The sequence below is a fragment of the Vibrio sp. JZG120 genome (genome assembly GCF_053890955.1).
In genome coordinates this window covers 777,362-801,413 of sequence record NZ_JBSRRK010000001.1, presented here as the reverse complement: position 1 = coordinate 801,413, position 24,052 = coordinate 777,362, and the positions used below count along the sequence as shown (strand labels likewise).

Below are 24,052 nucleotides of genomic sequence, written 5' to 3'. Positions count from 1 at the left end.
TAATCTATTTTCAATTCCACTCATCGAGGATAGATAACAACATGCGAATAGACCCTTTAATTCAAGGTGTTGTTGCTCGCTCTGCTCACCCATACGGGTGTCATGCATCCATTAAAGAGCAAATTGAATACGTAAAACACGCCCCGCAGATCAAAAGCGGTCCAAAACGGGTTTTGATTATTGGTGCTTCCTCTGGTTTCGGGTTAGCGGCTCGTATTGCCCTCACCTTCGGAGGTGCTAAAGCTGATACCATTGGTGTCTCCTTCGAGCGCGGGCCTTCAGACAAAGGCGTTGGAAGTGCGGGTTGGTATAACAACATCTTTTTTAAACAAGAAGCAAATCATGCGGGGCGTACCGCCATCAATATTGTTGGTGACGCATTCTCTGACTCTGTCCGCAATCAAGTGATTGAAGCCATTGAAACGTACTTTGAAGGTGAAGTTGATTTAGTCATCTATAGCTTAGCGACGGGTGTTCGACCTAAACCAGAGTCTGATGAGTTTTGGCGCAGCGTCATTAAGCCTATTGGTGAGCCTGTCACTGGCGCTTCAATTATGCTGGAGAACGATCAGTGGGTAGAAACCACTTTAACTCCAGCAACAGAGCAAGAGGCCGAAGCCACTATCAAAGTGATGGGCGGTGAAGACTGGGAAAGCTGGATTGATACACTGATTAATAATGACTCGATTGCACAAGGCTGCAAAACCATCGCGTTTTCTTACATGGGACCAGACGTTACGCACCCTATCTATCTCGATGGTACGTTAGGTCGAGCGAAAATCGACTTACACCAAACAAGTCACTCGTTGAATCTAAAACTTGCCAACTTTGACGGCGGTGCTTACGCAACAGTGTGTAAGGCGTTGGTGACGAAAGCCAGTGTGTTCATTCCTGCGCTAAGTCCCTACCTTTTAGCACTGTATCGAGTGATGAAGGAAAAAGGTACTCACGAACGTTGTATTGAACAAATGCAGCGACTGTTTACGACTAAATTGTACGATCAAGATAAAGTGCCTGTTGACGGCGAACGCTTAATCCGAATAGACGAATTAGAGCTTGACCCGCAAGTACAACAAGAAGTCCATGCTCTTTTAGAGCAAATGAACGCGAATAACTTTAAAGAGGTTGGTGATTACCAAGGCTTTAAAGATGAGTTTATGAAGCTAAATGGCTTTAACTTTGAAGACGTCGACTATTCGCAAGACATTTCTATTGAGTCGCTAAAATCGCTTAAACCTTAATGCTTGTTATCTGTTTCAAGTATGAGATATGTGATAACTATTCCTAGTCCTGAACCCTTTTCAGGACTTTTTTTTGTTTCAAGCCCCAGCCACCCTATACTTAATTAAAAACCGAGAACAAGATAGAGCAGTCTACATTTTAAATTCACAGGAAGTGAAACCACGTAAAGGATGACCTATATGGGGAGATTGCAAACATTAGATTATGAAATCCCTGAGTCTATGCAAAAAAGTTGGCAGGAAATCGTCAACTTACTGGCTCAAATAACGCACGTACCCACCACATTAATCATGCGTATCCATCCAGATCGTATTGAAGTCAACACATCCAGTGAAACTCAAGGTAACCCCTATCGTACCGGCGATGCTGAACTACTCGGGAACGGTTTGTATTGTGAGCATGTCATTGAGCATAAGAGCGAACTCATGGTTCCTAATGCGCTCGAGGATGAAGAATGGTGCAACAACCCTGACATCAAACTAGGCATGATATCTTATTGTGGTTTACCGTTATTCTGGCCAAACGGAGAGACGTTTGGAACCATCTGCATGCTTGATTCCAAGAAGAATGAATACAGCGACACTTACCGCCAATTGCTCGGAACTTTCAAAGACTCAATCGAAGCGCAGCTCTCCGTCGTGTATCAGCAACACAAGCTCCAGCGTCTTAATAATGAACTCAAAAATCGAGTTGAGAACCGTACTACGGACTTAGCGCAGTTGAGTTACTCCCTAACAAAAGAGATTGATCGTCGTAAGGCCGCAGAAAAACAAGTGAGCTACCAAAAAACACACGATCAGGGAACCGGATTCTTAAACCGCGCAGCACTGGAAAGTGTTGTCGGAGAAACGCTCGGAACGTTGGATCATAGCCAGCAATCACTGCTCGTGATAAACATTGGCTTTAGTAATGCTCGCAGTATCCAAACCCGGTATGGCTTTGAGGCCTTTGACGAGATATTAAAGGAATTTCGGTATCGCCTTGGTAAACGAGAATCGAGTTATTTTGTTACCGGGAGGCCGAGCTCGAATGACCTTGTATTACTCATTTGGGGCAACGATATTGATATGAAATTGCGTAAGCTACTGGATGATATCACCAATATTGGCTTAGGAAGCTTTTATATAAAAGACACAGAGGTTCACCTCAACTCTTATATTGGTGTTGTACAAGCCCACCAAACCAGCAATGCCAAACAACTTCTTCAAAATGCATGCTATGCCATGCTGCTGTGTAAAGAGTCTGGCGAAGCGTATAGTTATTTTTGTGAAAGTCATTCGAATGAGCTAAACAACCACAATCAATTAGAAAGCTACTTATTGCAAGCGGTAAGAAATGACGACCTGATGCTGAACTTTCAGCCCAAAGTTCATCCCCATACCCACAAATGGATTGGCGCAGAAGCATTGCTGCGCTGGAGACACCCAATACTGGGAGACGTCTCTAACGAAGCATTAATACATATGGCTGAACAAAACGGACTTATTTTTGAAGTTGGCTCTTTTGTTCTTCGTACCGCGATAGACAAAGCTAAACAGTGGTCGGAGTTAATTGATAATTTCAAAATTGCCGTTAACGTCTCTCCAATTCAATTACAAAACGTGAACTTTGCGGAGCAAGTGCAACACCTACTCGAATCCTTCCATTTACCAGCACATTTTCTCGAACTCGAGGTGACCGAGAGCGCTTTAATTGCCGATGAAATAGTAGCACGCACAACGCTAAACAAATTGCATGAACTAGGTGTGACATTGTCACTTGATGACTTTGGTACAGGGTACGCCTCTTTCAGCTATTTGAAGAAATACCCATTTGATGCCATAAAGATTGATAAGAGCTTTGTCCAGCAAATGGAAAAGTCGGACGATGATCGTGCGATCATTTGCTCTATCATACACATAGCTAAAAAACTGGACCTCCAAGTGGTTATTGAGGGCATTGAATCACCCCAACAAGAGCAGTTTCTTATTGGTGAGGGTTGTGATATTGGGCAAGGCTTTCTCTATGGTAAACCGATGCCTTGTAATGAATTTGAGCAAAGTTTGTTTAATCAGCGTCTTTCAGGCGGACAATACGCCTACTCTTCCTAAGCATTCTCTTTACTAAGGTGGCGGTGGTTTCTATAATCGCCGCCCGCTTCTATTAAAAGGCCAATATCTTCATGGATCAGTTGACTGCCACGCTTAAGAAAATTGAAAAGCAGAACTACCGCGCTTATCAGCAAATCAAAGGTCAATACGACTTCACTGATTTCACTTTGTTCATCGATCACGTACAAGGAGATCCGTATGCTTCCGCGTCACGTTTTCGTGCAACTCGCGCCTGGTCCTTGACTGGTCTGGAATGGTTAAAAGACGAGTCCCCTGCTTTTCAACGAGCAGCACGTGATTTTATTGCGCGCAGTTTTGAGCTGTTTGCTAAACAAGAAAACTCCGTATCCATTTCATTGAATGGCCAAACTGTGTTGGATAGCACCGCAGTATTGTTTACCGAGGAAGGTATTGAACTGCGTTTTCGAGTTAACTTGCCTGCTGAAGGTCGTTCAGTGTTGGGGAAAAAAGCCAACAACATACTGACTTTCCATTTGCCTAAGTTTATCCGTCGAGCGACCTTAGAACGTGAACTCGACAAAGCAGCATTGATTGAGCATTGCCAAGTTGTTGAAGACCAAGATGCCCTGCGTGCACAGTTGGAAGCCAATAACCTAGTTGCGTTTGTCGCAAATGGCAGCATTCTCCCTCGAATTGCCGGTAACTGTGATCTCCCAATGAAAGAGGCGGTTGAATTCAAAGCCCCTGAATCGTTGCAAGTGACTTTACATGCGCCAAACAAAGGCCATGTCACGGGATTAGGGATTCCAAAGGGCATTACACTTATCGTAGGTGGCGGTTTCCACGGTAAATCTACCTTACTGAATGCTATTGAGCGTTCGATTTACGATCATATTCCAGGAGATGGTCGTGAATACATCGTAGCTGATGACAAGGCAATGAAGATCCGCGCCGAAGATGGTCGATGCGTGCATCATTTGAACCTGTCGAATTACATCAACCATTTGCCAATGGGTAAAGATACAGGGGACTTTTCGACTCAAGATGCATCAGGCTCAACATCACAAGCCGCTTGGCTTCAAGAGTCTATTGAAGCGGGTGCGAGCACGTTATTGATTGATGAAGACACCTCTGCGACGAACTTCATGATTCGAGATGAACGTATGCAGGCATTGGTGGCAAAAGGTGATGAACCAATTACCCCTCTTGTCGATCGCATTGGTCAATTGCGAGATGATCTCGATATCTCTACCATTATCGTTATGGGTGGTTCAGGCGACTACTTAGACGTTGCCGACACAGTCATTCAGATGCACGACTACCAAGCGGTTGATGTGACAGAAAAAGCGAAAGAAGTGATCGCTCAGCACCCTACTCAACGTCATAACGAATCGGAAGAACGTTTACAAACCTTCCTGCCTCGCGCCCTGAATCGCGTTGCTTTGATGAATATTCTCACTGACGGTAAATTCCGTGTGAATGCGAAAGGCAAAGAGTCACTTCGATTTGGCAAAGAGTTTACTGACCTTAGCGCTTTGGAACAGATTGAGTCCGCTGATGAAGTCAACACGATTGGCTGGTTATGGTTCCAAATCGCTCAGCTTCCAGGCTGGTGTAATCATCCAGCGAAAGAAATTGAAGAAATGCTGTCTGGTGAGTGGCATGCATCGCTTCCTAAGCAAGGGGACTTAGCCAAACCACGTACACTAGACGTAATGGCTGCGCTTAATCGCATGAGAAAATCTCAGTTTAAGCCTTCATGCTAGTTTTGATACGCTGATTGAGACAATCCAATGAAAAAAGGCAGCTAATAGTTAGCTGCCTTCCTTTATCTTTATTCATACCGAATCATTCGTTTCTCAGTACATTCCACGCTTCACAAAGAATTCTAAACCTTTCTGCATCACCATTCTCTCTATCTGGGTGCCAACGAAGCGCGAGTTTTCGCCACTGCTTTCTAATTTCTGCGGGTGTTGCATCAGGGTTAAGCTCAAACAGTGAGAGTGCTTTTGTTTTATCCACACTGACTGTAGACGAACCACCAATGAATTTTTGATAAGTGGTCCAAAATTCATTCAACAATCGACGCACTTCATCTTCGTCCGCTTCGTAGTTGCGCCAATCCAGATAATATTCACGTAAAGGGTCGTTAATATCAACGATATGCCTCGAAGCTTCTAACGAAGACATCAGCTGGATATTCATCGCTTCAACTTGCAGCCAGGCATCTGGGTAAAGCGTTTCTTGCAGTTGGTATAGCGCGTTCATGATTAAGAAATTTCGTTTGAATAAATCCTTATCAGGAGAATCATCCAATTTCGAAATGTAGCCCTGTTCACTCAACTTGCTTGCTAAGGTGTGAACTTTCCAATCGGAAGGCTGCTTTCTAAGAATTTCTAGCATTGGCCAAAGCAACGGGTTTTCTATTGCGTGAGTCTCAATACTACTGACCGTGCGTTGTCCTTCCATTCATCCTCTCTGTTTAATATTGAAGCATCACACTAATCTCAGAGAAAGCTGCTCATCTGTACTGGTAAAAATGCTTGCTGACGCGTGTTTCAGGCCTAATTTCTGTGGCACCGAATGAAGCGTGGGTATCATTTTGTACCATAAACAACAAAAGGCCGATAGTCATCAACCATCGGCCTTTGTAAGGAGATCACGTAAAGGTTAAATAACCCCTAGTTCACGTAAACGTTCCATAAGGTAGCTATGTGCGGTGTAGCGCTCTGACAAAACCACTTCTGGCTTTGGATGCAAGAACAACGGCAATGAAATACGCGACTTTTCTTGACGGCCACCCGTTGGGTTGATTACACGGTGAGTCGTTGAAGGAAAGTAACCGCCCGACGCTTCTTGAAGCATATCACCAATGTTGATAATTAAGTTACCAAAGTCACAGGGTACATCAATCCAATCACCTTCTTTGCTCTTTACTTGCAGTCCAGGCTCATTAGCGGCTGGCAGAACCGTTAGCAGGTTAATGTCTTCATGCGCGGCAGCACGTATAGCGCCTGGCTCCTCTTCCCCTGTCATTGGCGGGTAGTGAAGAACGCGTAGTAATGTTTTGTCGCTGTTATTGATCATTTCTGACAACGCGATAGAAAACTTCTCTTGAACGTCTTTAGGTGCGTACGCTTCAACCCAGCCTAATAGCTCCTGAGCAAATGCATTCGCCCGCTCATAGTACTCTAAGATTTCAGCTTTAAGTTGCTCTGGGATCTGACCCCAAGGGTAAACATGAAAGTACTCTTTGATGTCTTTCACTTTGTGCCCTTTCGCTACTTCAGACACAGAAGGTGGAAAGTAGCCATCTTGGGTGTCTACGTTAAAGTGAAAATCATTCTTTTGATCTGAACAGAAAAACTCATGCCAGTTTTTGTAAATTGACTCTACAAGCTCTTGTGGAATCGGGTGGTTTTTCAACACACCGAACCCTGTTTCGCGCAGAGAGGTAACGAACTGTTGAGCAGCATCGTCAGCAAGATAATCGACAGTTTCCAGTTTCATGGCTTTACTTCTTTTTTATTAGACTGAATCACGGATTCTATGGATGGCCATGTTGTAAATCAAACTTTAATGAAAGGTGCACGCGCAAACGTTTTAATGTTGAGCAGTTTGGCAATAAATCAACATTTTCAGTGATCAAAAACACCATCAAAATAACAATTGCACACCGTTCAATTAAGTGTAATCATTACCCAAGTCTATGGAGTCCCACTGTAAGATAAATTGAAGGATCAAGTAACTCTATGAAAAGTACCTCGACACTCTTAGGATTGACGATTTTTTATGCCATCGTGTTTTTATTTTCTGCGTTAGAACCTAACTCACGTGCCGTTTGGTTTGCGGAGATTATCCCAGCAATTGGTATTCTTGTTGCTATTTGGGCAATCTCGATTCGCTATCAATTCAGTAATACGGCTTACTTTTTAATGTTCATCTGGCTCTGTTTGCACACTATCGGAGCGAAATATACGTTTTCCGAAGTACCATTTGACTGGTTTAACGACATGATTGGTTCAGATAGAAACAACTTTGATCGCGTTGCGCACTTTTCGATTGGCCTTTATGCGTATCCGATAGCTGAATACTTGATACACAAGAATAAGTTCAACAAAACGTTCTCTTGCTGGTTTGCTTTGTTTGCGATCATGTCGCTTGCAGCAGGCTATGAGATTATCGAGTGGTGGTATGCAGAATTGGCTGGCGGCGATGAAGGAATCGCCTTTCTGGGCTCGCAAGGTGACATATGGGACGCCCAGAAATATATGTTGTGCGACACCGTTGGGGCAGCGTTGTCGCTGTTTTTAATGTCGGCTCAGCGTCGATTCTCTCAGCCACTCTAAATAAGGGTTAAACCCATCAACAATTGGAACCTGTACGATCTGTGCTACTTCATATTCGTGCAGGTTTTCTATTTTCTCTTCCACCAATTCATAGAGCTCTCGGCGAGTTTTGATCACCAGCAACCATTCGTTGTCAGTACAAATCTCCCCTTTCCACACATAGTGACTTTCAATAGGCATCGTTTGAATACACGCGGCTAATTGGGCACCTAGCAAACCTTTAATGATCTGATCTCGATTTTTTTCGTTGCTGGTTGTGCTTAACACCATGCAGTAGTCATGTTTTATACTCATTTTCTAGCCCTTCATTATTTCATTGTCACTTTGCCGCCAATCATTTTGTAAGCGGGCGTTCCTCTCACTAGGGTATCTCTTGCAAACTCTTGCCCGCAACTGGGACAGATGCATGGGGTTTGTGTGAAATCGTCAACAATGCGCTCTTTGAAGCATTTGACCAGTGCGCCTTTTCCGCCTTTACGGTACTTGAATAGTTGAGTTTTACACTTTGAGCAATAGATATCGACGGTTTTCGTCGGCTGTTTCTTATTCGGTTTCGCCATGATTATTTTCTATATCAGGTTTTACCCATACGTTATTAAAGTCAAACCAACCTAAGGCATTACACTTTGCATTTTGTAAGGCACCGCTGTGGTCTTTATTGACACCCAACCAGCAGTGAAACATCGGAATCACCTGACAACTTTTTACCAACTGACGTCCTAGCTCACGTGCAGGGAAGTCTGGATAAACACCAGCACGCCACTGATCAACGAGCTTCGCCCATTCGCTAAAATCGTAACCAGAACTGAATTTCTCAATATCACTGTAATCCAGAAGCCAGCCAGCCAACGCGTCATTTCGATTCGTTGCAATGCCCATGGCTTTCACCCAAATATCCACTTCCTCCGGTGCGGGCGGTTGAGAATCATAACGAATAAACTCGACCTCTATACCGTGCGGTTTTAAGAGTGTCTTGATGGCCTTGGCAACTACTGGAAACATCGGATGCTTTTTCTGATACGCTACGGAAATCACCTTATCAGCCTGCGGCACGCTGCCCGCCTCTGCTGGCCTAAGATCAATCCAACCTGGCTTAAGGCCAAAGGCTTGCAATACTCCCAGTTCCATCACTTTATCCTGAGGAACATGAGCATAAATCTGGTGACTGTTGAGAGTTTGTGATAGAAATTCTGCCCAGCGTGGGTCTTTTGCAATCCCGGTGTTTTTGTTTAGTAATAGAAATGTACAGCCAGGATCAAGCTCGACCTCATCAGATGAACCTTGTTTATCCATCTTTGGCTTAGACAAGCTTGGATAGACCATTGAAGAGTACGCTTCATCAATTACCCACACCTCAACTTGGTCCAGCAAGGGGCGAAAGCCAAAGTAGCCATCAAAAGCAGTCAAAATGAGACGCTTATCATCATTCATTTTAACTTGGAACGGCCCTGTCCCAATCGGTTGTCTATCGAAGTTTTCTGAACGCAAAGCGCTTGGTAGCAAAATTTTTGCTTGCGACTCACTCAGCGCCAAAGGCAGGTAGCGATCAGGACGGACGAGCTCAATATCAACGGTCCATTCCTGTGGTGAAGATACCTTTTTTATATGAGAAAACAGGTTCAGGCTACTTAGTGCAAGCACACTTTCAAGTACACAACTGGTTGATAAGGGTTCACCATTATGAAAACGCACCCCACGACGAAGATAAAAACGCCAGTGCGTATCAGAAATGGCTTCCCATGTGTGGGCTAAATCTGGCTGAAGTTGTTCATTTTCATCAAGGCGAGTTAGCCCGCTAAAAATTTGTCTGGCGATGTGTTGCTCAGAACGCCGCATCGGTTTCTGTGGGTTTAACATCGCCAATGGTCGGTAATATGGCAAACGTACCACCTGTTCGCCCTGCCGATGCTGAAGCCCTAAATAACCCTGAATAACCTGCGTTAATCGAGCCGCGTCGTTATCAAGCGCATCTAGAGCCTGGCCAATTTTCCCTTCGTCGAGATAACGTCTGGCGAGGTTTTCACTGACATCGCTACGGTTACGTTTGAAAACGAGTTTTGAGAGTTTTCCTCGACCCGCCGCTGGATGCCATTCAATCCAGTCCTCCTCTTCTAATTTATTGAGAACAATACGGGCATTGCGACGTGTACAAAACAGCGCTTCGGTAATGTCTTCTAGCTGAACGTCCGTATCGTGACCGGCGAATTTTTCAAACAGTGTTTCGAACTGAACACGTAAACGAGGGCTACTCATAAAGAGGAAATTCTTATCTTATTGTTGATAAGCTAAGTTTCCTCATTTTTATCAAAAAGTGCAAACGTCACGCAGTAAATTATTGAATATCGATGCCAATTTCTCGTGCAAGATCGGCCAGTTGTTCCTCATTATCCAGCTTGATAGACCATTTACACTCTGCACCATGAGATAAAACAACGTTCGCTCCTCTACCCAGTAACTGGATAGAATCGGTTTGCGCTTGTAAGGTCACCATTGCACTGCCGGAGAGCTTAATCACGATTTCACGCTGGGTAGCAATGATTTTTCCTAATGAAAACTCAATCACCATCTTGCTTTATACCGACTTCGTTTTATGTTGCTTCACTGCGATAGTTAAGCGACTGGTACACACTAATCGGCCTCGTTCATCAGTTATGTCGATTTGCCACACTTGTGTTGAAACGCCAAGGTGTACGGGTTTTGCCGTACCAATCACATGACCACTTCGCATTGCACGTACATGGTTCGCGTTGATATCCAAACCGACACAGTAACTCCCCTCATCGACAGAGAAATTTGCAGCTAAAGAGCCTAATGTTTCTGCGAGCACAACAGAAGCGCCACCATGAAGCATTCCTAAAGGTTGATGAGTAAAACTACATACAGGCATGGTTGCTGTAAGGGAGTCATCCGTGAAATCTGTGTATTCAATTTGTAGGTGCTCGATCAGGGTATTTTTTGACGTAGCATTCAGAATCTCTATGCTAACGGGCTTTTTCCATATACTCATTGTTTTACTCTTAATTTCACAAACTGGTTTGTCGGATTGTAACGATTTATTAGAGAGCTAGCATAGACTTTACTTAGGTCTAACTTCAAGGTGTAACATCTTGGCCTCCTTGCCAGTTGATGAATAATTTGATCCATGCATCGTGTTACTATTTGGGTATATACTATTGCTTCAAAACAAAAATAATTTAGATGGAGCCTATTATGAAGGTATGGATGAAAGCCTCTGCTCTTTTAACTATCGCGGGCTTAACGGCATGTAGCGCATCACCGACTGGCCGTAACCAGATCCTGATGTTTTCAGATCAAGAAATGTCATCGCTTGGCGCCAAATCTTTCGAACAAATGAAGAAAGATATCCCAATCAGCAAAGATCGCAAAACGAATGCCTACGTACAATGCGTTGCCAAACACATCACTGACACCATCCCTGCGCAAGCTGGGTTTAAAGATTGGGAGGTGGTTGTTTTTGATAGTGAACAAGTCAATGCGTTTGCTCTACCTGGTGGGAAGATCGGCGTTTACACCGGGCTTTTAGGTGTCGCGAAAAACCAAGATCAGTTGGCAACAGTCATTGGTCACGAAGTGGCTCACGTCCTTGCTGACCACAGTAATGAACGCCTTTCACAAAGCCAGTTAGCAAATGCGGGATTGTCTCTGGCAAACGTTGCTATAGGAGCTTCCGAGTACAAACAGTATCAGCAAATGACGATGGCGGCACTTGGTGTCGGTGTCCAATACGGTGTTATTTTGCCATACGGTCGTACACAGGAATCCGAGGCTGATATTGTCGGGCTTGAGTTTATGGCAAAAGCAGGCTTCGACCCACGTCAAAGTGTCGATTTATGGAAAAATATGAGTGCTGCATCCGGCGGTTCTCAACCGCCTGAATTCTTCTCAACTCACCCATCGCACAGTACGCGTATTAAAGATTTACAAGCAACCATAAATAAGTTGCCTGCGTATAACGCGAAAGCGCCAAAATGTGGCTAAACTTCTGCTACCAGTGTCTATTTTTCGCAAAAAAGCTCCCTAGGGAGCTTTTTTAATGGGTATAAGGAATAGTTTAAGTACCCAGTATCTGTAGTGGCAAGCTCAACAGGCTATCTCCAAGGGTAGCAAAATACCAAATGATAGCGACAAAACCACCGACAGAAACCAAGTACCAAGCAAGTGAGAAGAGTTGTCCGTAACGGGTTAACGGCAATAAATGACTATGATGTCGACCTCTCCATTCCATGACCACTTCTAGCATCCCCATTAACAATAAAAACCCTAGCAACGTCAGCCCGAAAGAATAGCTGATAAAAATACCCAACAAGGCAGCAGCTATACTGCCGACTAATCCAACCCAAGTGTTCATCGAGAAGGTAATGCTTTTGAGTACATGACCACCATCTAGTGGCAGAATAGGCAACAGATTAAACAGGTTTAGTAACGCGTTAAACACTGCTAGGCCAGCGAAGAGCACCTCTCCAGTCATCCAATAAAGCAAAGTAAACGCGATGCTAAGAACTAAACCAAAAAATGGTCCCACAATCGAGATAACCACATCTTGCCAGCGTGTGTTGATCTTTTCATCACTCAGCGCTAAACCGCCAAGAAATGGAATCAAATAGATGCCCTTGGTCTTCATTCCAAAGTACTTCATCGCTCTAATATGGCCATACTCATGGAAAACTAAACAGGCGATCAAAGCTAACGCGAACTCGATAGAAAATAGCCAAGAATATGCAGCAAGACTTGCAGATGCTAGCGCCACTTTGATTACTTTCGCACTCTTGAGTGCTTTCATTCCAAGCGATACTAGCCCTATCACACTTAAACGCTTTTCCGTTGACGGCTCAACTTCTGGTACTTGGCGTTCGATGTCTTTTTCATTTCGGCAACCTTCGCTAATAAGCTCATCGTTAATTGTGACCTTGTAACTCAATTCAAACGGTTGCCATGTTAATGAACACTCCAAATCGCATACCAGGACTTCCTCCCCTGCAGAGAGTCTAAACTGGTGAAGACAAGTGTCTGCAACATTATCACTGGCATCTATTTGGGACACCAAGGTGTTATCCCAATATAACTGCTGCCAACCAGCCATCGATCCTTCGAGCCTTAACGAACGACCTAAAAATTCAACATTCAGTAATTCCAACACGATTCCTATTGCGTCTATTGAATAACAACAAAGCGAGGCGCGAATTATGCCTGCTAAGTACAGAAACGGCAAAGCCCGCTATCTCTTGGTTTGAATGCCATTTAACCATAAAGCCCGTAAAACAATTCTGGTCGTACCATTCTCTTAAAAAATATAACGATAATACATGCCCTTACGAATCACCGTTTGACCTATGCATCATATTTAAAACGCAAAATACGCTCAAACTTTGACAAGTTATTAAACATACAATTAACATTACATTTACATCACGGTTGTATTTCACGTATTAACAACTGGTGTAAGTATCACACAACAATTACAAGGACTTCGGTCCAACACTATGACACCCTAGGAGGGTCAAGGATGAACAAGAAGCACTGCTCTCTGCTTACAATTTCAATATTGTTTGCGTGTAATGCCCATTCAGCGGGCTTCCAGGTAGCTGAGCATTCAGCATCTGGTCTTGGTCGAGCATTTTCAGGTGAAGGAGCGGTCGCAGACAATGCCAGCGTTCTTGCACGAAACCCAGCAGCGATGACGCTTTTCAAAGAAGCTCAATTCTCGGGCGCGTTATCTATCATCGATCCTGAAGTCGATGTGTATGACACGGTTAACAAAGAACATGCGAAAGATGTTGCCCCTTTACAAGTCGTGCCAGCGGGTTATTACATCAGCCCTATCAACGATAACTGGGCTTGGGGGATCGGTATGTTCACAACATACGGTGTTGCTACTGATTATCCAGATGATATTTCTGCGGGTGACATGGCGGGTGACACTTCCCTACTTTCAGTAAACATTAATCCTAATGTCGCTTACCGTATTAACGAGTCTTTCAGTGTCGGTGGCGGTATCAACCTAGTGTACGCGGAAGCGGAGCTGACTCGTCACAAAGGCGCACTCGCCCGTATTTTAGGTGGTAATAAGTCCGATAACCTTGTCGGCATGGAAGGCGAAACTTTTGCTTGGGGTTGGAATATTGGCGCTTTGTACGAGCTAAATGAAAACAACCGTTTTGGCTTTGGTTACCGTTCTAAAGTTGATCTAGATTTTGACGACGGTGAGTTTAGTAGTTACGACTCAGGCCGAGCTCCATCACCAAAAGTGGATGGCCGTTTAAAAATCTCTCTCCCTTCAATTATCGAATTATCGGCTTTCCATCAACTGAATGAACAATGGGCAGTACATTACGGCTGGCAACAGACCGATTGGAGCACATTTAAAGAACTGAAAGCGACGAGTCCTCAATGTAATGATGGAACTGCTGGTCAATGTTTCTACAAACCAGAGAAATACGAAGACAACAATCGTTATTCTATTGGTGCCACTTACACCCTCAATGCGGATTGGACATTCCGTGCGGGCTTTGCATACGACGAACAAGCAGGTGAAGCCACATTGAGCATCCCTGACAGTGACCGTTTTTGGTACAGCGCGGGCCTAACTTACGCAATGAATGAGAATTTAACTTTCGATGCAGGCTTTGCACTTGTTAAGAGTAAATCAGGCTCTTTCACCGAGACAAATGCTCAGGATGAAGAGATCAAGTTCGACTCTGAAGGTACTGCTTACATCAGCGCGGTACAGATGAACTACACCTTCAAATAATGGGATTACGGAGTAAACCAATGAAACACACGTTTAAATTATCAATGCTTTGTTCTGCAATCCTTCTTGCTGGTTGTGGTGATAATACATCAAGCTCTGGTACTTCCGACAAAGTTCAATTTGAAGATGAAGTCCAAGCACTGCTCGACCGTGAAACATCTATCAGCTTTACGCTTCAAGGGGCGAATGCGGATGTACCTGCGCCCTCTTACTTATTAATGGACACAACAGATGGCACGCTTGGTCTGCCAACTGACGGTGATGATGCCTTAACCAACCCTAGAGCCTCGATGAATACGATGGATGGATGGTCAACGTCTATGCCAATCGTTCTGAACTTTAAAGGCGATGGTTTTGCAACGGGTATGCTGCCGTCTGGTATTAAAGTCATCAAGATTAATCAACGTTTGACCGAGTGGGATGGTAAGTCTAACCCAATCGAAGAAGTTCTCGTTCAGAACCAAGACTACGTTGTTCAAGCAAAAGGCAACTCTCTATATATCCAGTTCATGGATGCGCTTGATGAGTCAAGCGAGTACATTTTTGCAGTAACACAAGATGTTACGGACGTGAATGGTGAGCCAATCGGTACATCAGCCAGTTACGCGACAGGTAAATCGAAAGAAATCGTTTATGAAACTGGTGCTCTTGCTTCTATTCAAGCGGTGACACAAGCGGTGGAAGGCATTTTTGGTCTAGCTCAAGTTAACCCTGACGACATCGTTTACTCCTCCTGGTTCAGCACTCAGTCTGTAGGTGACACTTTGGCGGCGGTTAAAGGTGTAACCGCAACCGGTTTCTCAACGGGTGCAAATACACTAAACGCCGTTTACAAAAACGATGCGAACGAAGGTTCAGTAGATTTATCAACAGCCTACACAATGACACTTGGTGCAACCCAAGACTTTAGCACTGCGCTAGACTCTGACGATGACTTTAGTAAGTACGTTAGTGACCTAGACGCGGCAAAAACGGCAATTAAAGGCCTTTATTCGAAGTCAGGTGCCGATGTAAATGTGACTCAAGGTGTGGTCAGACTGCCTCATTATCTAGAAAAAGGGGCAAACTGGAACATGCAGCCAATGGTATCTGCGATGCCAAGCCTAGCGAAGCTAAGTACAGCACTGGCGGATCCGAACGAGCAAGCGAACATGGTCCAGCAGCTATCAACCGGCGTTTTCGCAAATAACCCTGTTGACGTGACAAAGCTTGCAACCGATCCTACAGAGCAGCTAAAACTGGTGGGTGCTAAACTCACATTAAGCGATGGTACCCAACTCGACAGTGAACGTATTGTGACTCGCTACTCCCCAGTTCCAGTCGTTAAATCGGTAGAAGATGTCGAAGTACTTGTCTTCACACCTAAATCTGGTGTCGCGACCGACGTTGTGATTTATCAACACGGCATCACTTCTGCAAAAGAGGATTCATATGCCTTCGCGTTTAATATGGTGAAAGCAGGTGTGGCTGTTATTGCTATCGACTTACCTATTCACGGCACACGTAGCTTAGATGAGCAACGTTCAGCTAATTCTAATATCTTGGCGTATCTAAATCTTTCTAACTTGGCAATCGCTCGTGATAACCTACGCCAAAGTGTACTGGATGTATTGGGTTTACGCGCGAGCTTAGTGGTATCGGCGCAAGGTGGTCTGTTGGCAGAAGGGCCTCTGCAAGGCTTTAACCCAATGACGGGTTCTAAAGTCAAAATGTTAGGTCATTCACTTGGCGGTATTGTGGCTACATCTGCCGTGGCAGCAGCAAATAACACGCTAGGTAGCCCCAACGCAGATGCACTTTACACATTTAGCTCTGCTTCTGTACAGAACTCTGGTGGCCAAATCGGCAATTTGTTACTAGGTTCAGAAGCCTATGGCGCTCAGATCAGGCATAACTTAGCATATGCTGCGTCTGCAGACTACGCGAGTTATGCAGATGCGTCATGTACACAATTGGAAGATAAAACGTGTTACGAAGCTTTTGAGGCCGCAGCAACAGAAACTCAGTTAGCAACACTAGAAGCTGGCTTCTCCCAGTTTATCTACGCGGCACAAACCACGCTAGATACCGTAGACCCGTTCACAAACGCGTCAGATTTAGTTGCTTCTGGTTCACTAACAACACCATTCCTGATGACCGAGGTTGATGGCGATGGCAATGTACCAAACAGCGTTCCAAATGCACCGTTTGCCGGGACTGAGCCTCTAGCAGCTAAACTAGGTTTAACGACCGTAAACAGTGCTAATACAGCCGTGTCTCCAATGGCAAGCTTTGTGCAATATAACGCTACTGCATCGCACATTACGTTTGTTTCTCCAAATGGCACACTTTCTGATATTGACCATCACGTTGAGATGCAAATGGAAAACACAGACTTCTTAATGGATGACACTTTAACGGGTGTGACTAATACTTCCGTTCTGAAGTAATCGTATCACCTCTCTTACCAAAGCCCAGTTTCGACTGGGCTTTTTCGTTCTCTATCATAAAAAACCGTCCCGTATATCCTTTGCTATAGTTAAATCGGTGTCGTACCTAACTTACTTGTTTGAAAGGAAAACTCTATGCGCATATTCACTATAATGGCCACTGCTTTACTTCTTGCTGCATGCGGAAGTAGCCAATATCTTATGTCGACAAATGAAGGGAAAATTATTACTTCTTACGGAAAACCAGACCTTAACGAAGAAACGGGTATGTACGAGTATGAAGACGTGGATGGGAAAGAAATGAGCATTTCAAAAGATCAAATTGTGCAGATTATTGAACGCTAGCAACATGCCCTCTATGTATTTAGAGGGCTCTCCCCATACTTCTGAGCGCAGTTAATACTCCCAACGAACCTCTAACTTCCTCAAGAAATGAAGCAACCAATTCATCATTCAAAACAATCAATGCATTTTCTTATATACAGGTATTATTTGTTTATCGAATATTTTACATCTTTACCCTAATCAGGTTGGAATATTGTAAAATCTCGGCTTTAATTCGCTAACACCCTTTTATTTCTCAGGATAAAGTGGATAATACCGCCACAAAATAACATTACTAAGGTGAGTCCTTATGTCTATTGAAGCTACTCTGCTTGCGCGCTGCGAGTCAAAATGTGAACTGTGTTCTTCTGAATCTCAACTAACAGCATACGCTGTCCCACCTCACGGTAACGTGACCGTTGATACTGCTATCATGGTTTGTGATAAGTGTCTGGGTGAGATCGATGAGCCAAAAGACATTAACCATTGGCGTTGTCTAAACGAAAGCATGTGGAGCCAGGTTCCTGCAGTACAAGTGACAGCATGGCGCCAACTCACTCGCCTAAACTCTGAAAGCTGGGCTCAAGATGCTCTTGACATGATGTACATGGAAGAAGAGCAAATGAACTGGGCGATGAAGGGTATGTCTGATGATGACAAAACGCTGGATTGCAACGGCACTGAACTTAAGAAAGGTGACGATGTAACGGTAATCAAAGACCTACCAGTTAAAGGCACTAACCAAGTAATCAAACAAGGCACAGTGATCCGTGGTATCAGCCTTGGTGATGATCCGAAACTAGTTTCGGGCAAGGCAAATGGCGGTCAGTCAATGTACGTGATCGCAGAATACTGCCGTAAGAAGTAATATCGCATTACTCTACAAGTCAAAACGGGGCACTATTAGTGCCCCGTTTTCATTTCTAATGAACACCAATTTGGAATAAGCTCCTCTACTCCGGTATTGACTCCGTATAGAGTTCTAGCTCCGTTATTCGCGTTTGAGCAGCTAAAAAAATACCGGCTTATAGGCCGGTATTTTCATTCATTATTTCAAGATTAACGGTACATACCGATATCTTTTTGAATGTGAGCTGACAAATCTTCCGCATAGTAACTGCGTGGTGCAGTATTATCTACGAATAGAATGTCTAGTAAGTGAGCAATCAGTCCTTTGAAGTTAACCGCGTAGGTTTTCTTATCCATAGAGGTTGGTAAAGCTACATTTGTCATTTGCATTGCTTGTGCCATGATTGCCTCTCTTTAAAGCAGTAGTCTGTTTTGTTGGTTGTATATTAGTCAGTTTCTTATTGTTTAAGAAATGACAAATTTTACCCATTCGAATTAGATTATCTAATAAAACAATCCCATTACAAATATCAAAAATACAAATGAATAATAACAGCATAAATAGTCAGAAACTGTTTAATTATGTTGAATAACTTAACGTTACCTGCATAAGCTTACCTCAAATTACAACATATTTTTAACATTAAGTTTCGTTGTTTATTTTATTTTTAGCGCTTTACTTATATTTTTTGATTAGTAATTTTAACGCTAGAGCGACGGTTCGACTTATTTTTGAGGAGCGATGCCACAACCGCTGATGTCATCACAACGATTAAGAATGTGAGTGACCACGTTGTCGGAATCTCATACTCTGTTCCCACCAATAACATCTTTACACCGATAAACATCATGATCACCGATAATGCTGGTTTTAAGTACACAAACTTGTCTAACATCGCTTGCAGAACAAAGTACAAAGATCGCAAACCCAACAGTGCAAACACGTTCGCGGCTAAGACTAAAAATGGGTCTCGTGTTACCGCGAATATGGCAGGTATAGAATCCAGTGCAAACATTACATCCATCACTGCAATTACACCGACTACGATCAGCATTGGTGTTGCCACCCACTTACCAGCTTGCTTTAAGATTAAGTGATTTCCTTGGTAATCATCCGTAACTGGCAATATTTTGCGAATAAACTGCTCAGGATATGGGTTAACCTCTTCTGCTTCACCTTTGTCGCGAGCAAGCTTAATACCTGTCCAAATAAGGAATGCGGCAAAGAGGTACAATACCCAGTGGTACTGCGCAAGTAACTGAGCACCAACCGCAATCATGATAGCCCGTAGAACTAACGCACCAATCACGCCCCAAAGCAGCGCTCGCGGACGCAAATGCTCCGGCACACTGTATTGTGCAAAGATGATGGCAAACACAAACAAGTTATCCACGCTTAGCGACTTCTCTAGTAAGTAGCCTGTTAAGAATGAAACCGTTGCTTTATCGTTCGTATAAGTGCTGTGCGGTGCGTAAAAGTCCCAGAATAAATAGATAGAACCTGCAAAAACAAAGGCAAGTAAGAACCAAAAAACACTCCAAAGGATGGCTTTTTTCATCGTTATTACGCCACCACGCGTTTGATAGATATCAAGCGCAACAAGAACAAGCGTAAAAAGACCAAAAGCGCCATACATCGCTAATGACTCTTGAAGTGGTGCCGATTGGCTCAATTGGGTGGTACTTTCGATAAGAGACATGCTTCCTCCCATGGCGGAAGGGCATGAGTTTGGTGACCTTCCGCAGACAATAACAACAAGCAGTCACATAGTAATCATGTGCTGCCAGTCAATGAATGCGTTGGTCTCGTTGAAGTGTCGGCGTGGATGAATCACGCAACACCTTTACTTACCGGATAAGCTGATGCTTAACGAGATGACGATAAGTAAACTTGCGCTAACTACTCCCCAAACGCCGCAATAATAACGCCGAATGTAACGCTTTCCAACAAAAAAACTTTGTCCAATCGAAATAAAATTCTTATTAAAAATCAGAAAGAAATATAAAAACAAAGGAATTGGTTCAACCGCGTGAACTTTTGTTATTAGATGTAAAGATCAGCAAGTGACTCAAGGTGATACATTTAAGAGTCAGAGCGATGTCTCTGAGAACATAGACACAAAAAAGGAGCATAACTGCTCCTTTCCTAACTTCCGTGTTATTAGCAATTCAAAAACCGCTCAAAGGTACAAAGTAAACTAACGTTGACCAAATTGCGACCCAAGCAACCACCACTGCCGTATCTGTCCAATCTTTATTCCACATACTGCCACCCTCATCATCGCATGTAGCAATTGAAAGACAGCAAAATCGATACCAATATCTACTACCTGTGTTGCTGTGTATAAAGTTTGTGACTTTGATTCAAGCAGTTTGGCTCATCGGTCAGAAGTTCAATAAAACAGTCTGCCATGGATAAGTTGGTTACACGCCCCTCGCCTTTCATCTCCAGTAGCGCATCGTAACCTTCTTTCCCTTTCATGGTATAAGCGGAGGAAGTGCCTCGATACCAGGTGTCGTCTTGAACGTCGACCCATTGTTGACCATCAAAAATTGCTAATGACTGAATTCTTTCACCTTTAGGGGCATCAGCTCGGTACTCAAAGTTTAAATTGTAAGTGTATGGATAACTGCCAGAGCCAGTACCTTCCACATCATTGTTGAGTGCATTGTTTATGGCGCCTTCAAGTGCTCGGCGAATAGCACTGCCTTTTACGTCGTAAAAGCCGATCGGAACGGCAAAAGGCAACAATCGTCCGGCAATATCTGCCACTGTGATGTTGCCAGGATTCAATGATGTTCGCACGCCACCCGCATTATGAATCGCAAATTGAACCTCATGCCCGCGTTTATTTAGGCTGTACAAAAATGAACGAGCAACAGAAGAAGCCAGCTCGCTCTCACCAAACTCATCTGGGATTCGCACATGACGCTTTTTGGTGTCAATACTGGCAATGACTTGTGACTGTAACTGCCTTACCCGAGGGATGTATTTATCACTTAGGATTGCTTGAGTCTCCGGGTGTTTCTTACAGACCACCACATTAGGTTGACCATGGATAAAGTCACACGCGGTTTCGAATACGCCTTGGTCAAGCTGTTGATTTAGTGTCGAGTCCCAAAAAATACGTCGGCCAAGTAACAGTTCATTTTGACCACTCAGCATGGTTGCTTTGCCGTTTTCATCAAATTCAATGACGCAGTGCCCCATGGTCAAAGCATGAAAGCCCGCTTGCACAACGTAGGTATCTTTTACTTTGACACCATAAGGGTCATCTTGCCCTAAACCTATTGATGAGAAATCGCCTTGCAGTCGGTGGCTATGTCCACCAACAATAATACCAATCCCCTCAACTTGTTCAGCCAACTCTAAATCGCCTTCATAACCTAAGTGGCTCAGAAGAATGATATTTTTAATACCAGAGTAGTGAATTTGTTTTACGGTCGCCTTAGCGGTTTCAATTGCAGACTTAAATGGCGTATCTGCATCTGGGTTCGCGATATCGCTCATTTTATCAATGGATAATCCGAAAATCGCAACCTGCTCACCATGAAACTCTTTGACGATGTATTGTGCGCTTTGGGTCTCCGTTTGATAGCTATACACATTGTTGCTATCACTGACTCGGTGAGGCTTTTGAAGCGATTCATTTGATAGATCCCAGTTACCAGCAAGCAATGGAAACTGAGTGCGTTGACAGAATAAGGCAACAGGTTCATTACCCATATCCAATTCATGGTTGCCTAACGCCATCGCATCAATCTTTAACGCATTCAACAAATCGGCGTTGGCTTTACCTTTAAATAATGAGAAATAAAGTGTGCCTTGGAAACAGTCTCCAGCATGGAGAAATAACATCCCATGCCCTTGACGTTGCGCGTCGTCTCGTAGCTGCTCTACTCGGGTTGCGATGCGAGAAAACCCGCCAGCACTCACGTATGGCTCTAGCGTGAGTTCTTTGTTGATCTTAAGCTTTAACTGTAATGACGTTGGCTCAAAGTAGGAATGTGTGTCATTGATGTGTGCCAGTTTGATTCTCACTGGCTTATGATTGTTATTCATCTTCATCTTCTCTCTTTTCATTCCTTATAATAATAAGAAGTGAATCATGACAGAATCATGAATTTTATGAAACTGTGATTTTTTGATTTCATGTTTAAGTGATCACGATGCTATCTACACTACTTTTGAAAGCAAGCGTCGCTTGTTGCGGTCTCTATTCAGTAAGGGGCTCTCGTAATTTTGTGAACTGAGCTTAACTCCAATATTTCGAATTAATATATGCTTAGGAGTAGCAAAATAACTCTCTATAATTCAAATAATTGCAAGGAGGATTGAGATGAGACTAGAACGCATCGAAATCTCCGGGTTTAGAGGCATCAAACGCCTTTCACTCTCTTTTGACGAACTCACTACGCTCATCGGTGAGAACACGTGGGGCAAATCATCATTGCTCGATGCCCTTTCTATCGCGCTACCTGCTAATGGCTCATTATATCAATTCGAACTAAAAGATTTTCACGTTGATTACTCAATTTCTCATCCACAAACCCAACACTTGCAGATCATTGTTTGCTTTAAAGCACAAGACAAGAACGAAGTAAAAGCTGGGCGTTATCGACGGATAAAACCTGCATGGTGCACAAACGAGGATGGTGAGCAGGTCATTTACTATCGAATTAGTGCGTCTCGCGACGAGTATGATATTAAAACTGAATACGCGTTTTTGGATCATAACGGCAAGCCGAAGAAACTGCACCACTCTGAGAAACTCGCTGTAGAGTTGATGACTCTTCACCCTGTTATCCGCCTACGAGACTCCCGACGCTTCCCAGATTTAAACCACGTCAACGGCGACAGCAAAAATGCTCGGATTGAAAAACGAATCAACAACACCTGCCGACGGCTATTGGCGATGCCTGGGCACGTAAACAAGGGTGAGATTCGCAGTAGTCTCGATTCAATGCAAACACTTGTCGAACACTATTTTGCGTTCCGCAGCGTCAGCAAAGGTAACCCACGAAAACCTCGTGATGGTCTTTTTTATACGAGCCCTTCCTCTGATAAAGGATTAAGTCAATTCCTTAAGGAAACAAATGACAAACAAAGCCGCTTGCTTTTAATGGGGCTTCTCAATGCTTACCTTCAAGCAAAAGGCCCTACCGATTTAAGACGCTGCGCAAGACCGATACTGATCATCGAAGACCCGGAAGGCCGACTACATCCGACTCATCTCGCTAGAGCGTGGTCATTATTGCAGTTGTTGCCAATGCAAAAGATTTTAACTACCAACAGCGGTACGTTACTTGGCTCGGTTCCACTTTATTCAATCCGACGTTTGATTCGCTTGTCAGACCGAACCATTGCCAAGAGCTTAAACTCTGCCAAGTTTGGTAGAGATGAGTTACGCCGAATTGGTTTCCACATTCGTTTTCATCGCTCAGGGGCGTTGTTTGCGCGGTGTTGGTTGCTCGTAGAAGGCGAAACTGAAGTTTGGTTATTTCATGAATTGGCTCGTCAATGCGGATATGATTTAGCTGCGGAAGGAGTTCAAATCGTTGAATTTGCACAGTCAGGACTAAAGTCACTGATCAAAGTGGCAAAAGAGTTCGGTATCGACTGGCATGTTGTTACCGATGGTGACCCGGCAGGTAAAAAGTACGCGCATGCCGTGAGAGCGCAACTCGATCATGATCAGGAAAGGCATAGACTTACAGAGTTACCTGATCGAGATATCGAACATTTTCTATATAATCATGGGTTTGAACTTTTCTTTAAGGACATCATCAAAGTTCCTCATGATCACCCTATCCCAGCTAAAAAAGTCGTCAACCGTGTTTTGAAAAAGCATGCAAAACCGGACTTAGCTTTGGCCATTGTATCTCACTGTGAAGAGAGAGGTATGGAATGCATTCCTGTACTTCTGCGTTGGACACTTAAGCGCGTTGTCACCATGGCAAACGGCAATACATGAGTTAGAGTATTTCACACTCACACCTTGCCTTGTAATACAAAAAAAGCACACCAAATTGGTGTGC

At 43.8% G+C, this 24,052-nt stretch carries 21 protein-coding genes; 10 read left to right on the top strand and 11 right to left on the bottom strand.

Annotation, left to right across the window (positions count from 1 at the left end; genetic code table 11):
* The first annotated feature begins 41 nt into the window (after positions 1-41).
* The 3 genes from fabV (at position 42) to ACWPOD_RS03415 (ending at position 5,059) form a co-directional block, all read left to right on the top strand.
* Positions 42-1,241: an enoyl-ACP reductase FabV gene (fabV, locus tag ACWPOD_RS03425; protein ID WP_258657068.1), complete on the top strand. Its 1,200-nt coding sequence runs from the start codon at positions 42-44 to the stop codon at positions 1,239-1,241.
* Positions 1,242-1,421: 180 nt separating this feature from the next.
* Entirely contained in the window at positions 1,422-3,332 is a 1,911-nt protein-coding gene (locus tag ACWPOD_RS03420; RefSeq protein WP_456231565.1) for a bifunctional diguanylate cyclase/phosphodiesterase, read from the top strand.
* 71 nt (positions 3,333-3,403) lie between these two features.
* Positions 3,404-5,059: a P-loop domain-containing protein gene (locus tag ACWPOD_RS03415; RefSeq protein ID WP_456231564.1), complete on the top strand. Its 1,656-nt coding sequence runs from the start codon at positions 3,404-3,406 to the stop codon at positions 5,057-5,059.
* 82 nt (positions 5,060-5,141) lie between these two features.
* Here the strand turns inward: ACWPOD_RS03415 and ACWPOD_RS03410 are convergent, their stop codons facing one another.
* On the bottom strand, positions 5,142-5,762 hold the full coding sequence (locus ACWPOD_RS03410; protein ID WP_012842300.1) for a DNA-J related domain-containing protein: 621 nt from the start codon (positions 5,760-5,762) through the stop codon (positions 5,142-5,144).
* A gap of 201 nt (positions 5,763-5,963) precedes the next feature.
* Positions 5,964-6,803, bottom strand: a complete 840-nt coding sequence (locus tag ACWPOD_RS03405; RefSeq protein WP_005376329.1) for an isopenicillin N synthase family dioxygenase — start codon at positions 6,801-6,803, stop codon at positions 5,964-5,966.
* Positions 6,804-7,045: 242 nt separating this feature from the next.
* Between ACWPOD_RS03405 and ACWPOD_RS03400 the strand changes: the two genes are divergently transcribed.
* Positions 7,046-7,642 (top strand): DUF2238 domain-containing protein, encoded by a 597-nt coding sequence (locus ACWPOD_RS03400; RefSeq protein WP_456231563.1) that lies wholly within the window; start codon positions 7,046-7,048, stop codon positions 7,640-7,642.
* Here the strand turns inward: ACWPOD_RS03400 and cutA are convergent.
* The 5 genes from cutA to ACWPOD_RS03375 form a co-directional block, all read right to left on the bottom strand.
* Positions 7,604-7,936 carry a divalent-cation tolerance protein CutA gene (gene cutA, locus ACWPOD_RS03395; RefSeq protein ID WP_395192543.1) on the bottom strand — a complete coding sequence of 111 codons (333 nt, stop codon included), beginning with the start codon at positions 7,934-7,936 and terminating at the stop codon, positions 7,604-7,606. The genes ACWPOD_RS03400 and cutA overlap by 39 nt on opposite strands.
* Before the next feature lie 14 nt (positions 7,937-7,950).
* Positions 7,951-8,202 (bottom strand): hypothetical protein, encoded by a 252-nt coding sequence (locus tag ACWPOD_RS03390; protein WP_053349877.1) that lies wholly within the window; start codon positions 8,200-8,202, stop codon positions 7,951-7,953.
* Positions 8,186-9,895 carry an SgrR family transcriptional regulator gene (locus ACWPOD_RS03385; RefSeq protein ID WP_456231562.1) on the bottom strand — a complete coding sequence of 570 codons (1,710 nt, stop codon included), beginning with the start codon at positions 9,893-9,895 and terminating at the stop codon, positions 8,186-8,188. Before ACWPOD_RS03385 ends, ACWPOD_RS03390 begins: the two co-directional genes overlap by 17 nt.
* A gap of 79 nt (positions 9,896-9,974) precedes the next feature.
* Positions 9,975-10,208 (bottom strand): DUF3389 domain-containing protein, encoded by a 234-nt coding sequence (locus ACWPOD_RS03380; RefSeq protein ID WP_005395503.1) that lies wholly within the window; start codon positions 10,206-10,208, stop codon positions 9,975-9,977.
* Positions 10,209-10,214: 6 nt separating this feature from the next.
* A complete protein-coding gene (locus tag ACWPOD_RS03375; protein ID WP_012842307.1) occupies positions 10,215-10,649 on the bottom strand; it encodes a hotdog fold thioesterase in 435 nt (144 codons plus the stop codon).
* A 203-nt stretch (positions 10,650-10,852) separates the two neighbouring features.
* Here ACWPOD_RS03375 and ACWPOD_RS03370 point away from each other — a divergent pair, with 203 nt between their 5' ends.
* Entirely contained in the window at positions 10,853-11,641 is a 789-nt protein-coding gene (locus tag ACWPOD_RS03370; RefSeq protein ID WP_012842308.1) for a M48 family metallopeptidase, read from the top strand.
* A gap of 73 nt (positions 11,642-11,714) precedes the next feature.
* Here the strand turns inward: ACWPOD_RS03370 and ACWPOD_RS03365 are convergent, their stop codons facing one another.
* Positions 11,715-12,743 (bottom strand): site-2 protease family protein, encoded by a 1,029-nt coding sequence (locus tag ACWPOD_RS03365; RefSeq protein ID WP_456231665.1) that lies wholly within the window; start codon positions 12,741-12,743, stop codon positions 11,715-11,717.
* A 423-nt stretch (positions 12,744-13,166) separates the two neighbouring features.
* Here ACWPOD_RS03365 and ACWPOD_RS03360 point away from each other — a divergent pair, with 423 nt between their 5' ends.
* From ACWPOD_RS03360 to ACWPOD_RS03345, 4 genes are all read left to right on the top strand, one after another.
* On the top strand, positions 13,167-14,411 hold the full coding sequence (locus ACWPOD_RS03360; RefSeq protein ID WP_012842310.1) for an outer membrane protein transport protein: 1,245 nt from the start codon (positions 13,167-13,169) through the stop codon (positions 14,409-14,411).
* Between the two features lie 20 nt (positions 14,412-14,431).
* Positions 14,432-16,840, top strand: coding sequence for a VolA/Pla-1 family phospholipase (locus tag ACWPOD_RS03355; protein WP_167427489.1), 2,409 nt, complete (start codon positions 14,432-14,434; stop codon positions 16,838-16,840).
* Between the two features lie 135 nt (positions 16,841-16,975).
* A complete protein-coding gene (locus tag ACWPOD_RS03350; protein WP_167427488.1) occupies positions 16,976-17,185 on the top strand; it encodes a YgdI/YgdR family lipoprotein in 210 nt (69 codons plus the stop codon).
* A 289-nt stretch (positions 17,186-17,474) separates the two neighbouring features.
* Positions 17,475-18,032 (top strand): PhnA domain-containing protein, encoded by a 558-nt coding sequence (locus ACWPOD_RS03345; protein ID WP_005395511.1) that lies wholly within the window; start codon positions 17,475-17,477, stop codon positions 18,030-18,032.
* Positions 18,033-18,223: 191 nt separating this feature from the next.
* On the opposite strand, the gene ACWPOD_RS03340 is transcribed toward ACWPOD_RS03345, so the two are convergent.
* The 3 genes from ACWPOD_RS03340 to ACWPOD_RS03330 all read right to left on the bottom strand — a co-directional run bounded on the left by ACWPOD_RS03340 (position 18,224) and on the right by ACWPOD_RS03330 (position 22,082).
* On the bottom strand, positions 18,224-18,415 hold the full coding sequence (locus ACWPOD_RS03340) for a hypothetical protein (RefSeq protein WP_005376351.1): 192 nt from the start codon (positions 18,413-18,415) through the stop codon (positions 18,224-18,226).
* Positions 18,416-18,693: 278 nt separating this feature from the next.
* Positions 18,694-19,713 (bottom strand): TerC family protein, encoded by a 1,020-nt coding sequence (locus tag ACWPOD_RS03335; RefSeq protein WP_167427487.1) that lies wholly within the window; start codon positions 19,711-19,713, stop codon positions 18,694-18,696.
* A gap of 626 nt (positions 19,714-20,339) precedes the next feature.
* Positions 20,340-22,082: a bifunctional metallophosphatase/5'-nucleotidase gene (locus ACWPOD_RS03330; RefSeq protein WP_167427486.1), complete on the bottom strand. Its 1,743-nt coding sequence runs from the start codon at positions 22,080-22,082 to the stop codon at positions 20,340-20,342.
* Positions 22,083-22,353: 271 nt separating this feature from the next.
* Between ACWPOD_RS03330 and ACWPOD_RS03325 the strand changes: the two genes are divergently transcribed.
* On the top strand, positions 22,354-23,988 hold the full coding sequence (locus tag ACWPOD_RS03325) for an ATP-dependent endonuclease (protein WP_012842315.1): 1,635 nt from the start codon (positions 22,354-22,356) through the stop codon (positions 23,986-23,988).
* Positions 23,989-24,052 lie beyond the last annotated feature (64 nt).